The sequence below is a fragment of the Streptomyces azureus genome, assembly GCF_001270025.1.
Classification (GTDB): Bacteria; Actinomycetota; Actinomycetes; order Streptomycetales; family Streptomycetaceae; genus Streptomyces; species Streptomyces azureus.
On sequence record NZ_DF968289.1, the window covers coordinates 1 to 11,715 of the forward strand.

The following is an 11,715-nucleotide window of genomic DNA, read 5'->3' on the forward strand; positions in this document are numbered from 1 at the left end:
GGTGCGGCGGCGCGCCGCGCGGCGGGCGACGGGTTGCGGTCCTCGGCCGGTGTCCTCGGAGTCTGCGCCAGCGGGCTTGCGCACGGGGGCGGGGGCAGGGGCGGGCACAGCGGCGGCGGCCTGTGTCCCTTCCGCGGAGCGAGCCTCAGGCTCCGTGCCCGCACGTGCCGTCCGGGGCTGCTCCTCCTGCGCGTCCGGCTTCTCGTCCTGGTCGCGCTCCTCCCCGGCCGCGTCCGGCTCCTTGGCCTGCTCCCGCTCCTGCTCCTGTGCCGGATCGGGCTTCTCGGCCTCGGGCTCGGGCCGTTCCTTGTCCTCGGTCGCCGGGTCGGGGCCGACCTCCTGGTCGAGCGGTTTCTCGGTCTCCTGCAGGTCCTTGGCGCTGCGGTCCTCGGCCTGCGCGACGGGCCCGCCCTCGGGCGGCGGCGCCTCGCCCTCGACAGGGCCCTCGTCCTGCCCGGGGGCCTTGCCCTCGGGCCCGGCAGCGTCCTCGTCCTGCTCCTGCTCGTTCTGCTCGCGCTCCCGCTCGATCTTCTCGGCCCTGGTCGGCGGGGGCGTCGGGAAGGACGGCAGGGACGGTTCGGGGTCACCGGGTTTCAGCTGCTCGGCGGTCGGTACGGCGCTGAGGTCGAGGTCGGCGTCCGGCAGATGGTCCTCGGGCTTGATCGAGGGCTCCCGCTCGACCTCCGCAGCCCTGCCGCCGCCCTCGTCGCGGCCCTCGACGTCCTCGTCGGCTCCGGCTTCGAGCCCGAGCGGCTTCTCCTCCTCGCGGACGTCGTCCTCGTGCTCGTCCTTCTCGTGCAGGCCGTGCTCGGACAGCGCCGAGTCGCGCTGCTCGGCCCGCTCGTCCACCTTCTCAGGGCGTACGGGGCCGGGCTGCGCCTTGGCCTTCGGCTCCAGTTCCTCGCGCTTTGCCCCGGCGGCGGGCTGGGTCTGCTCGTCGCGCCGCCTGCGCTTGTCGGCGCCGGGCGCGCTCGCCTGCTCAGGGTCGGCCTCCTCGCGTTCGCGCTGCTCCTTGCGCTCTTCCTTGGCCTGTTCGACGCCTTCCTGCTGCCCTTCGGTGCGCCGGTCGGCGGCCTCGTCGACGCGTTCGCGGTCGCCGGCCGCCTGTTCGTCCTCCTGCCGCTGCTCCTCCTTGGCACGCTGCCGGGAGGCGTTGCGCTCGTCCTCCTGCTCCTTGCGCTGTGCCGCCTCCTGGTCCTCGACGGCGGTGTCGGACTGCGCCCGGCTGCGCTTCTCACCGGCCTTCTCGTCGCGGTCCTTGGCGTCCTTCTGCTCCTCGCGGGAGTCGGCGGCACGCTTCTCCTTCGAGCCGCCGGCCGACTCCTGCTTCTTCTTCCACTCGATACGTTCGACGCCGAGTTCTTCGAACAGGTCGATCTCGGGCAGCGGCACGTCGGCGGGCTGCAGTTCGAGCGGGCCGGTGGTCTCCGACTGCTCGACGAGGTCGAGAAGGCGCTCGTACTCGGACGTGAGGAGCCGCCGTTCCAGCCGGTCGACCACCGCGTCCGCCAGTTGCTCGGACATGCGCCCCAGTTGGAGCCGTACCCGGCCGGACGCGTCGGTCGGGTCGCCGCGCAGGGAGCGCATCACACCGTTCGCGAGGCGGTCCACGAGCGTGGCGGGGTCGACGGCCTCGGCCCGCATGCGGTCGGCGTCGACGGTGGCGTACCGCAGCCAGCCGGGCGTCGCCTGCGCCTCCTCCACCTCCGGGGCGGACTCCTCCGTACGAGCCGGCTCTTGACGTACGAGGTCCCGGGCCGCCGACTCGGCCTGCCGCTCGATCGCCTGCTGCGGCAGACTCACCGCACCCAGGTCGCGCCCGGCCCGCAGCGTGCCCAGACCGTGCGGGTTCTGGACGGTGTGCAGCAGCTCGTGGGCGAGCAGGCGGCGGCCCTCGTCCGTGCCGGGCTTGAAGGCGCCCTCGCGGAAGAAGACGTCCTGGCCGACCGCGACCGCGTCCGCGCCGAGCAGGTCCGTCAACTGCCCGGCGTCCCTGCCCGTGTGCAGGCGGACGCGGCTCAGGTCGTGGCCGAGCTGTTCCTCCAGCTCCCGCCGTACGCCGGGGTCGAGCGGCTGGCCCGCGCCGCTGACGATGTCCTTCGGCTCCGGGGTACGGGACTTGGCCGCCCGTTCCTTGCGCTTGCGGCGGCGCTGCTCCGCGGCCTGCTCCGCACGGTCCTGCTGTGTCTGTGAGGTCATCGCGTCACCTCCCCGTGTCCGCTCAGTCCCTCGTGCACCGCGCGCGCCAGCTCCTGGCCGAGGCGGCGTGCGGACAGCCCGGCGGGCAGGGGCGGCAGCCCGGACAGGGCCTCCAGGGCAAGGGCGCCGTCTGCCGCCAGCGGGACGCCGTGCTTCTCCACCAGCCGGCTCAGCTCGCGCTCGAACGCGGCTGAGACCCGGTCCGGGTCCACCCGGAAGCCGTCGAGGACGAGTTCGCCGATCTCCACGCGTATCGCCGAAGGTTCCCTGCTCACACCCATCCCCGCACCTCCGCCGGCGTCAGTGACCGCTCCAGCTTCAGGTACTCCGTACGGGCCGCCGCCAGCATGTGCCGCATCTGGAGCCGGTCGCCCTCCTCGGCGGCGAGGAAGGCGCCGGACAGGGCGATGTTGCGGATCGAGCCGCCGGCGACGGTGAGCTGGGCGAGGAGCTCCGGGGCGATGTCCTTCACCGGGGCCTGCGGTGGCAGGACTCGGCGCCAGATCTCGGCGCGTTCGTGCTCGGCCGGGAAGGGGAAGTCGACGACGAAGCGGATACGGCGGAGGAAGGCGTTGTCGAGGGCCTTCTTCATGTTGGTGGTGAGGATGGCGAGGCCGCGGTAGGCCTCCATCCGCATCAGCAGATAGCTGACTTCGAGGTTGGCGTACCGGTCGTGGCTGTCCTTGACCTCGCTGCGCTTGCCGAACAGCGCGTCGGCCTCGTCGAACAGCAGGAGCGCGCCGCCTCGTTCCGCGGCGTCGAAGACCCTGCGGAGGTTCTTCTCCGTCTCGCCGATGTACTTGCTGACCACCTGGGAGAGGTCGACGATGAAGAGGTCCAGGCCGAGCTCGTTCGCCATGACCTCGGCGGCCAGCGTCTTGCCGGTGCCGGAGCCGCCCGCGAACAGTGCCGTGACGCCGAGGCCGCGGCGCAGCGTCCCCGCGAATCCCCACTCCTGGTGGACCGTCGGGCGCTGCCGTACGTGCGCGACGATCTCGCGCAGCACGCTCGTCTGCCGCTCGTGCAGGACCAGGTCGTTCCAGCCCGCCTGGGGTTCGATGCGGCGGCCCAGCTCGTCCATTCCGATCCGGGCCTCGTCGAGGCCGGCGCGCCAGGCGAGTTCGGCGGCGTCGAGCTCGTCCTCGTGCGGCAGGTCGCGGCGTACGGCGGCCGCTGCGGACCGTACGACGTGCGGTGGTAGCTGGAACTGGGCGACCAAGGAACGGAGTTCGCCCTCGTCGAGGTCGGCGATGTCCTCGAAGGCCGCTGTCCAGAGGCCGAGTTGCTCCTCCTCGTCCAGGCGCGGCACGGTCACGCGCGCGCCGTGCGGCCGTTCCGAGCGCAGGGGGTCCTCGCTCGACACCACCATGGGTACGGCGGCCCCGGCCAGGAACGCCTCGGTCGCCGACCGCTGGTCGCGGTCCAGCTCGCCCACCTCGACCAGCAGCGCGGCGGGCAGCAGGATCGCCTCGCGCTGCCACAGCCGGGCGAGCCGGTCGCGTTCGACGGGGTCGGTCGGGACGTCCTCGGCGCCCATGGCGTAGAGCCCGAGCCCGGAGCGGGCGGCAGCCGCGGCGGCGATGTCGGCCCGGCTGCGCAGGTCGCCGCCGGTCACCTGTACCAGCAGCGGCGCGTCGGGGCTCGTGCCCGTCGTCCAGCCGGCGGCGACCCGGTTCGCGGCCAGGTCGTACGACGGCGGCAGCGTGTCCGGCACCGGTGTGCGGCGCAACTGGCCGTGCAGCCGGGCGTCCAGGTAGGGCGAGTCCAGCAGGAAGTGCAGGATGCGTTCGTCGAGGCGGAGCCGGGAGGTCGTCAGGCGCGACTCGTCGTCCAGTTCGACGATCCGCCAGCGCCGCAGCGGGGACACGGGCGTGAGCGCGCTCCAGTGCGGCTCGTCCAGCGCGGCCAGCGCGAGCGAGAGCGTGGGGTACGCCCGCTCGGGTTCACCGCAGGCCGCGGCGCAGCGGGCGGCGGTCGTGGGGTCCAGTTCGTCGGCGGCGGTAAGGAGGATCAGGTCGCGTTCGAAGGGCGTGAGGCCGAAGCAGGTGACGAGGGCGTCGAGGGGGGCGGTTGTGGGGGCGGGTGCGGCAACGACCGCGGTGGTGGCCGGTGTGGGGGCTGAGGATACAAGGGAGCCCGTCGAGGTGGATCCCGCGGCGGCGCCCGGGCGCACGGCGGGGTCGCCCATGGCGGACTCGGTGTCCCTCGCGTGCTCGGGAGCGGCTCCCGCTTGCCTGTCGGCGGCCGCGGGACGCGTCGGCCTCGCCGCATGCCCGGCACGTGCGGCGTGGGCGTCGACCCGGGCGAGGACGCGGCCGATCTCCGCGGTCAGCGTCGCACCGCCGTCACGGCCGTCGTTGGCGCCCGCCGCGCCCGAAGTTCCCGCTGTGCCCGGCCCGTTCGTCCCCATGTCCTCACCTGCCCCCGTCGTTCCCATGCCGTCTCAGTTCTCGGTGCTCTCGGCCGTGCCGTCCGCCTCCGCGCCGCGGGCGGCCCCGCCCGCCCTTGTCGACCTGCTCGCCTGCGCCGCCTTACGGCCGCGCGCCGGGGCCTTGGCAGGCGCTTTCGCCGGTGTCTTGGCAGCGGACTTGGCAGTGGTCGTCGCGGCGGTCTTGGCGGCCGCCTTCTCGGGAGCCTTGGCCGCGCTCTTCGCCTGGGTCCTGGTCACAGCCTTCGTGGGCGCCTCGTCCCGCTCGGTCCTGACCGCGTCAACCGCCTTGCCGCGTCCATTCACCGACGTACCGTCAGCCGCCTCGGACCCCGTCGCCGTCCCCGGCGGAACAGGTGCCCCCGGCGCCCCGAACGGCAGCACCCGTACGTCCGGCCGCTCCACGGGCTTCGCCGGCACCGGCTTCTCGCGCCCGTCGATGAAGATCAAGGTCGCCTGGTAGACCACCGACAGCGAGTACGGCGTCTGGTGGAGCATCCCCCACAGCTTCGACGTCTCGTCGATGTCCATCACCGTCGGTGTGAACCGCACGCGCTGGGCCGCCTCCGCGAGGTCGCTGCCCGTGAGGTGCGGGAGTTCACCGGACTGTTCGATGACGTCCTTCGGCAGAACCGGGATTTCGTGCAGGGTCCGCACCACGGAGCCGATCAGCCGCTGCCCGACCAGTGTCGTCTCGTCGCCGTACGCGCTGATCAGGTAGTGCAGGTCCAGCGCGGCGGCCGGCCGCTTCACCAGGGTGCCGTCGGCGGCCCGGGTCGGCAGGTCGCTGTTGCGCATCGACGTGTTGGGCGTGACCTGGTAGAGGAACACGTTGATGGTGGGGTGGTCCGGCGGCTCGGCCGGCGGCTTGCGCGGCTCCACCTTCACGGCCTCGTCGAACTCCGGGCCCACGTTGGACGCGAGCAGCAGGGCGAGGGCCTGGGTGACATGGGCGATGGCGAGTGCGTTGCTCATGAAGTCGGTACCTCGGTTCCTCGTTCTGTCATGTCACTCCCGCCCTCGCGCCAGGTACTCCGCCAGGCTCAGGGTCGTCCCGGGCCGCCCAGCCGACGGCGTCCGCTGCCGACTGCCGCCGGACGGCGACGTACCCGCCGTCACCTCCAGCCGCCCGATCTGCACCTGCACCACCTGCTCGGGCGCCCGCGAAGGTCTCCGTGCCGCGGCCTGTCGTACGGCGTCCCGCGCCGCCGCGTGTTCGGCTGCGCTGGGCCGCAGCAAGGCGGCCGCGGCGGCGGGGGGAACGGCGTCCGCGCCCGGGGGGATGGGCGCGGACGCCGTGCTCTGGGTGGAGCCCCGCTCCGGGCGCCCCCGGCCCGCCGCCCGCTGTGCGGCGTCGGCCGCCGGCCTCGGCCCCGGCGCGACGGGTGCGACAGGACGCAGCAGCGGCGCCTCGGGCAGGGCCCTCGGTGCGGGCTGCGGCGCGGGGTCCGCGGGGGCAGGCTCGGTGCGTACGACCGTCCGCTCCCGTTCCGTGTGCGGCCGGGCGGCGGGCGTCGCCGGGCGCGGCGCCTCCCCCTGCCGTACGGCCGACGGTGTGGCGGAGGGCCACAACAGGCCGGTCCCGTCGTCCGGTTCCGGTGCCGTGGCCCGTACCGCCTCCACCCGCTCGAACGGCCCGGGCAGCCGGGGACGTACCCGCACCACACCCGGGCGCGGAACCGCGGCGGCCGGGGCGTGCCGGGCGATCAGCCGGTCGAGGAAGTCGGGAACCGGCGCCCCTTCGGCGTCAGACATCCGCACACAGCTCCAGGTAGTAACGGCGCCGCAGCGGGCTGAGCGCCAGGATCTCCGGCTCGCTCCAGCCGTACGACGTGGCGAGCAGATGGACGTCGAGCAGCAGGTCCCGGGCCCAGGAGTCCAGTTCGGTCCACAGGTAGGAGGCGATGTCCAGCTCGGCCCGGGTGGCCGCGCCGCACTCGGGGCAGGCGACGTTGAGCGTCACGTCGGCGCCCGGGTCGGCGGCCTCGACCGCCTCGGCGATCCGGCGCTGCACCGGGACCGGCAGGTCCTCGGCGGGTACGGCCGCCCCGTCGCGCCGCGCCGAGACGAGGCACCGCGCGAGCAGGGCCGTGCGCGGGTCGGCCGCCCGGGCCGCCGCCGTGAGATCGGCGACACCGGGCAGCCGGAACCGCACGTCCCAGCCATCCTGTTCGACGCGCACCAGGGAGTCACCCGGTGGGCCGGGCTTGCCCAGCGACCGCGCGAACTCCCCGGCGTCCAGGTCGAACTCCATGTCCTCCCCGCACGCCGCGCACTCCAGCCGCACCTGCATCCGCTCCCCGAACAGGGCGCGGCGCAGCGCGAACAGGTCGGCCTCGCGCTCGCCCACCGGCAGCACCGGCAGCACCGCGGCGTCGACGTCCGGGCGTGCCGTGCGGTGCAGCAGCAGGGCGCGCCCCGTCGGTGCCTCGGCGAGACCCGCCTCCCAGGTGGCCAGCAGCTCGGCCGCACCGGTGATCACCATTGCGTCCCCCCTCAACTACCCCCTGCTCAAGCTGGGTTGAGGAACGACGGCTCCTCCGGCTCGGGCACCTCGTAGTCCCGCTCCCAGCCCTCGCACTCGAGCTTCAGCGACTGGATGGCCACCGCGTTGGCGTTGGCGTCCAGTTCGCCGAGGACCTGGTACTCGCTCGGCCAGGTCCGGTACAGCTTGTGGGAGACGGCGACCTGGCCGGCCTCGTTGAGGACCTGGATCACGATGTCCTTGCGGAAGTCGGCGAGGGACACCTCCGAGCCGAGGCCCGCGCCGACCTGCCAGACCTTGTTGGCCCAGCGGTCGAACTCGGGGTCGTGCGTGACGCCGCGCTCCAGGGTGATGCCCTCGAACTCGGAGCGGCCCGGCGACTTGCGCGGGGACGAGGGGTCGCCACCGTGCCGGTGTTTGACGACCTCGGTGGTCCGCTTCAGCGGACTGATCTTGCTGATGCCGGCGACCGTCCGACCGTCCCACAGGACCAGGAACTTGAAGTTCTTGTACGGGTCGAAACGATGGGCGTTGACCGTGAACTCTGCCATCGAAAATGTCCTCAGGGATTCCTAGGAGCGTTCCTTAGAGCGCGAACTGCCCGGACGTCTGCTGGATCTTGACGATCACGAACTCGGCCGGGCGGACCGGCGCGATGCCGACGAGGACGTTGACGATGCCGTTCTCGATGTCCTCGGCGGTCGTGGTGTCGCTGTCGCACTTGACGAAGTAGGCGTCGCGGGGCGTTCCGCCCTTGAAGGCGCCCTGGCGGAAGAGGGTGTGCAGGTACGAGGAGGCGGCGAGCCGGATCTGCTGCCACAGGTTCTCGTCGTTGGGCTCGAACACCACCCACTGGAGGCCTCGTTGAAGGCTTTCCTCCACGTGCAGGGCGAGTCGCCGCACCGGCACGTACTTCCACTCGCTGTCGAGGGCGTCGGAGCCCTCCAGCGTGCGCGCTCCCCAGACCACCGGGCCGGTCGCCGGGAAGGTGCGCAGGCAGTTGACGCCGAGCGGGTTGAGCAGGCCGGTCTCGCGGTCGGTCAGGTTGACCGTCAGCGAGTGCACCCCGGCGAGCCGCGCCTCGGTGCCGGCCGGGGCCTTCCACACGCCGCGCTCGGAGTCCGTCCGGGCGATGACGCCCGCGACCGCGCCGGACGGCGGGAAGGAGCGCAGCCGGCCCGTGAGGGGGTCGGTGAGCTGGAGGTGCGGGAAGTACAGGCCCGCGTGGTTGCCGCGCACGGCGTCGAAGGCGGCGAGCCCGGCCCGGGCGGTGTCGACGCTGACCCAGGTGCCCGGCGCGTCGACCAGCAGGAAGATCCGCCGTTCCTGGCACAGCCGCTGGGCGGCCGAGACGACGGTGACGGCGTCCTCCGTCTTTTCGTACGCCGCGAGTTCGGGCAGCACGAGGAGGTTGACGTCGGCGACGCCGCGCAGCGCCTGGATGCCGGACTTGTCGGCCTCGGAGCCGATGAGGTCGCGCGCTCCGGGCGCCTCGCCGTCCTCGCCGCCCTCCAGCGGGAAGACGGGTGGGTTGACCGAGGCCTCCAGGCCCAGGTCGTTGGCGCACTCGCCGAGGAAGCGGACGACGTCCTCGGGGTCGGTGGAGCCCGCGACGACCTGGACGCGCCGGCCGAAGGCGGTGACCTCGGCGCCCGCGAAGGCGTGCTTGCCGGGTGCGTCGGGCAGGGCGCGCAGCTTGCGCTCCAGCAGCAGCGCCAGCTCGGCGACGGAGTGCGGGGCCTCGCCGTCGCAGTCGGGGTCGTAGAGCGTGAACTCCCGCTCGACGTCACCGATCTTGACCGTGAGGTCCACGGCGAGGTCGGGCAGTTCGTGCCCGAACGGCTTGGAGACGGTGCCGGACGGGTCGGGCCGGCCCTCGCCGACGACCTCGACGCGGATCAGCCGGGAGCCGGCGTTGACGACGGTCTGTACGTACCGGCCGTGGGACGGGTCGACGGACAGGCCGGTGAAGCTCTCGCGGGCCTCGCCCTTGGCGTCGTGGACGCGCAGGTTGAAGGTCTCGTCGGGGCAGGGCGTGTCGTAGTCGACGGCGACGCGCAGGCCGTTGCCCCACACGCCGGGTTCCTTGGCGTGGACCTTGAGGACGTCGCACGCGCTGTGACCTTCGGTGGACTCCAGCGTGACGCCGGCGGCCTTGCCGCTGCGGGCCTTGGCGACGCGGACGATCACGGCGACGGTGCCGCCGTTGCCGAAGAACTGGTGAACGGCGTAGCCGACGGCGCTCTGGGCGCTCAACCCCCCGAAGCGGCGCTCGAACTCGGTGAAGCTGGTGACGCGGACCGGCTCGTTCAGCGGACCGCGCCGGGTGTGGCCCACGAACGCGGTCACCGAAGTGGTCAGGGTCGAGATGGTGCGGGTGCTGCTGGGAAGCTCTTCGACGTAGACGCCGGGATACGTCGGCTTGGCGGCGCTCACTGCACTCATCGGCATTCCCCCTCCTATCCCTATCTCGGGCACCGGATGAAGGCACCAAGAGAGGAGGGAGAGACGTTGCGGCCGTGCGCGAGGACTGGCCCCCGCCCGTCGGCGGTGGACACGCGCGCACCTCATCAGTTCCCCCGTCAGTACCCGCGCGTTCGGTCGCACGGGTCAAGCAGCTCGCTTGTGACTCCTGATGCTCAAGTGCTCAACCCACCTTGCTGCGTTCGGAGTTGGCTGAACAAGACGGGTTCTGGCCAGCACAGTGGAAGGTTTTGTGAAGGCAAAATTCCGCGATCCGCACATCCCGCCCGCGCGCCCTCGTGGACTGGTCCACACCTCCGGCCCAGCGGCGGTGAGCGCCGGGCGGAGAGCACGCCTGGGAGACCCCGCATTTCCGGCACCGGCGTCTCATCCGCCCGGCGCGCTCCCCGGCTCCTCCCCCAGTCGTCCATCTCTCGGTGGCCGGTTTCAGCGGGGCGGCATGGACGCGCACGGAGTTGATCGATGCCTTACGGGATCCATCTCCGAGTGCCCCCTTTCGATCGGGACATGCCCGACCCAAACGCCAGGCCGCGCCACCCCTTCCAGCGCGTAGAAATATCTACGAGCATGGCCAGTGCCGGACCGGCACGCGGAGCCCGAGGCTCCGCGGGTCACCGGCCCGTGTCCAGCGTGCGCCCGTAGGGGCGCGACCGACTGTGCCTGGGGTGGCCATGCAGAGCGTGATGTGGAAGCAAGCCGTCGAGTGGCTCGCGGCGGCCGCCCGGGACCCTCAGGAGTGCAAGCGGGAGTGGGACTACGGCACGGGGACGGCGCTCGTGGAGGCGGGGCGGTACTGGGACGTGCTCAGCGTCCCCGACCGGCTCGGGCTGCTCGCCCTGGACCGTCTGTGGCGCGATCCCTTGAAGGTGCCCGGCCCCACCCTGGTGGACTCCGCGGCACGCAGAGTGGGCTTCTTCCTGCCACCCGACCCCGTCAGCGAGTGGGTCGGTTCCGGTGTCCGGCACGTCGGCCGGGGCTCCTGGGTCGCCGTGCCGCCGCCGTACCGGCCCGCCGGGCGCATGGAGTGGCTCGTCCCGCCGGACGGCACGGGCAACCTGCACGCCCCGGGCACGCTGGAGTCGGCCCTGCGGGAGGCCACCGAGGCCCTCGCCGTGCTGGCGCCGGTCAGCGCGGAGCACGCGGTGGCTGACTGCTGGTGAGGCGAGTGCCGTCGGGTGCGGCCGTCCCCGGGTGCCGGCCGACGGTCCATGTGGTGAGGGCGGCCCAGGTCTCGCTCGCGGAGGGTGCCGCGAAGGAGACCCACTGGCCGTCACGGTGCTCCGGGACCTCGTGGCCCCTGGCGTGCCACTCGGCGACGAGCGCCGCGTAGATGGGCGGATGACCCCCGTATCCGCTGGTGAGTTCGGCATACGACCGGGGAGCGGCGTCGTTCCCGAGAAGGCGCCGCGCCGTCTCAGTGCTGTCCATGCCCGGGCAACGCGTCGCGGCGCACCGGTGGTACGCGAGCCGGGCCCCGTACGTCGGGTCGAGTGAACCCGTCACCCGTACGGCGGCACGCGGGCACCGGACAAACATCCAGTCGGGCGATCGCCCGTTCAGGGCAGGGGCGTTCCGGCTCCGGTCGGACGGAACCACGGCGGGCCGGGTCATCGGCGACACGCTCGCTCCCGGCAAGGGGTCCCGGCGCAGCCCTGGGCACTCTTGCGGCTCCTGCGCATTCCGGCGCTCTCCTCGACCCCGGCCGTACGCATCCGGCAACACTGACGTCAGACCGAGAACCGGGCCGGCATCGCGCCCGGAACCGGTTCTCCCGGTACGACGGCAGGGAGAGGCCATGTCACAGCGCCCTGAACTCCGGCAGCGCAGGGCCGTGCTGGAGCACGAGTGGTCCCGCTGGGAGCCGCGGCTGAGCGTCGCGGGCGCGCGGCCGGGCGGCTGCGCGGCGTCGCGCCACTAGTGTCCCGCGCCGGAAGTTCCTAGGTAGTTTCCGCTGAGCTGCGGACGGTCAACGCCCTTGGTCGGCGGCGAGAATCCGACCGCCGAGACGAGACAGATCTACCGACGGATTTCTGGCGCGGCACACTAGTGCTCCGGCAGGCAACGTTCGCCCCGTCGCGACGCCCGGTACGCCCTCTCGCCGCACCGGACGCCGCTCCTT

At 72.9% G+C, this 11,715-nt stretch carries 11 protein-coding genes; 2 read left to right on the forward strand and 9 right to left on the reverse strand.

Annotation, left to right across the window (positions count from 1 at the left end):
• The 8 genes from AOQ53_RS18430 to AOQ53_RS18465 all read right to left on the reverse strand — a co-directional run.
• The coding region (locus AOQ53_RS18430; protein ID WP_236711724.1) for an eCIS core domain-containing protein at positions 1-2,199 on the reverse strand (2,199 nt) is incomplete at its 3' end.
• The gene (locus AOQ53_RS18435) at positions 2,196-2,480 is read right to left on the reverse strand and encodes a hypothetical protein (protein WP_059418679.1); all 285 of its coding nucleotides are present in this window, start codon (positions 2,478-2,480) and stop codon (positions 2,196-2,198) included. The genes AOQ53_RS18430 and AOQ53_RS18435, both read right to left, overlap by 4 nt.
• Positions 2,471-4,609 carry an ATP-binding protein gene (locus AOQ53_RS18440; protein WP_059418681.1) on the reverse strand — a complete coding sequence of 713 codons (2,139 nt, stop codon included), beginning with the start codon at positions 4,607-4,609 and terminating at the stop codon, positions 2,471-2,473. The genes AOQ53_RS18435 and AOQ53_RS18440 overlap by 10 nt, the downstream gene beginning before the upstream one ends.
• Before the next feature lie 33 nt (positions 4,610-4,642).
• Complete coding sequence (locus AOQ53_RS18445) at positions 4,643-5,602, reverse strand: DUF4255 domain-containing protein (RefSeq protein ID WP_059418682.1); 960 nt, start codon at positions 5,600-5,602, stop codon at positions 4,643-4,645.
• A 33-nt stretch (positions 5,603-5,635) separates the two neighbouring features.
• The gene (locus AOQ53_RS18450) at positions 5,636-6,382 is read right to left on the reverse strand and encodes a hypothetical protein (protein ID WP_059418683.1); all 747 of its coding nucleotides are present in this window, start codon (positions 6,380-6,382) and stop codon (positions 5,636-5,638) included.
• Positions 6,375-7,112, reverse strand: a complete 738-nt coding sequence (locus AOQ53_RS18455) for a T4 family baseplate hub assembly chaperone (protein ID WP_059418685.1) — start codon at positions 7,110-7,112, stop codon at positions 6,375-6,377. The genes AOQ53_RS18450 and AOQ53_RS18455 overlap by 8 nt, the downstream gene beginning before the upstream one ends.
• A 26-nt stretch (positions 7,113-7,138) precedes the next feature.
• Positions 7,139-7,663, reverse strand: coding sequence for a phage tail protein (locus tag AOQ53_RS18460; RefSeq protein ID WP_004003113.1), 525 nt, complete (start codon positions 7,661-7,663; stop codon positions 7,139-7,141).
• 34 nt (positions 7,664-7,697) lie between these two features.
• Positions 7,698-9,563 (reverse strand): phage tail sheath subtilisin-like domain-containing protein, encoded by a 1,866-nt coding sequence (locus AOQ53_RS18465; protein ID WP_059418686.1) that lies wholly within the window; start codon positions 9,561-9,563, stop codon positions 7,698-7,700.
• 704 nt (positions 9,564-10,267) lie between these two features.
• Here AOQ53_RS18465 and AOQ53_RS18470 point away from each other — a divergent pair.
• Positions 10,268-10,756, forward strand: a complete 489-nt coding sequence (locus AOQ53_RS18470) for a hypothetical protein (RefSeq protein WP_059418689.1) — start codon at positions 10,268-10,270, stop codon at positions 10,754-10,756.
• On the opposite strand, the gene AOQ53_RS18475 is transcribed toward AOQ53_RS18470, so the two are convergent.
• Positions 10,722-11,024, reverse strand: coding sequence for a hypothetical protein (locus tag AOQ53_RS18475; protein WP_059418688.1), 303 nt, complete (start codon positions 11,022-11,024; stop codon positions 10,722-10,724). The two genes, AOQ53_RS18470 and AOQ53_RS18475, sit on opposite strands and share 35 nt — an antisense overlap.
• Positions 11,025-11,391: 367 nt before the next feature.
• Here AOQ53_RS18475 and AOQ53_RS47405 point away from each other — a divergent pair, with 367 nt between their 5' ends.
• Positions 11,392-11,514, forward strand: coding sequence for a hypothetical protein (locus AOQ53_RS47405; RefSeq protein ID WP_269085456.1), 123 nt, complete (start codon positions 11,392-11,394; stop codon positions 11,512-11,514).
• Positions 11,515-11,715: the final 201 nt, after the last annotated feature.

What these genes read in the sequence shown, in the direction of transcription:
- AOQ53_RS18445 (WP_059418682.1), bottom strand. Translation starts at nt 5,602, where the DNA reads ATGAGCAACGCACTCGCCATCGCCCATGTCACCCAGGCCCTCGCCCTG.
- AOQ53_RS18435 (WP_059418679.1), bottom strand. Translation starts at nt 2,480, where the DNA reads ATGGGTGTGAGCAGGGAACCTTCGGCGATACGCGTGGAGATCGGCGAA.
- AOQ53_RS18475 (WP_059418688.1), bottom strand. Translation starts at nt 11,024, where the DNA reads ATGGACAGCACTGAGACGGCGCGGCGCCTTCTCGGGAACGACGCCGCT.
- AOQ53_RS18450 (WP_059418683.1), bottom strand. Translation starts at nt 6,382, where the DNA reads ATGTCTGACGCCGAAGGGGCGCCGGTTCCCGACTTCCTCGACCGGCTG.
- AOQ53_RS18465 (WP_059418686.1), bottom strand. Translation starts at nt 9,563, where the DNA reads ATGCCGATGAGTGCAGTGAGCGCCGCCAAGCCGACGTATCCCGGCGTC.
- AOQ53_RS18440 (WP_059418681.1), bottom strand. Translation starts at nt 4,609, where the DNA reads ATGGGGACGAACGGGCCGGGCACAGCGGGAACTTCGGGCGCGGCGGGC.
- AOQ53_RS47405 (WP_269085456.1), top strand. Translation starts at nt 11,392, where the DNA reads ATGTCACAGCGCCCTGAACTCCGGCAGCGCAGGGCCGTGCTGGAGCAC.
- AOQ53_RS18470 (WP_059418689.1), top strand. Translation starts at nt 10,268, where the DNA reads ATGCAGAGCGTGATGTGGAAGCAAGCCGTCGAGTGGCTCGCGGCGGCC.
- AOQ53_RS18455 (WP_059418685.1), bottom strand. Translation starts at nt 7,112, where the DNA reads ATGGTGATCACCGGTGCGGCCGAGCTGCTGGCCACCTGGGAGGCGGGT.
- AOQ53_RS18460 (WP_004003113.1), bottom strand. Translation starts at nt 7,663, where the DNA reads ATGGCAGAGTTCACGGTCAACGCCCATCGTTTCGACCCGTACAAGAAC.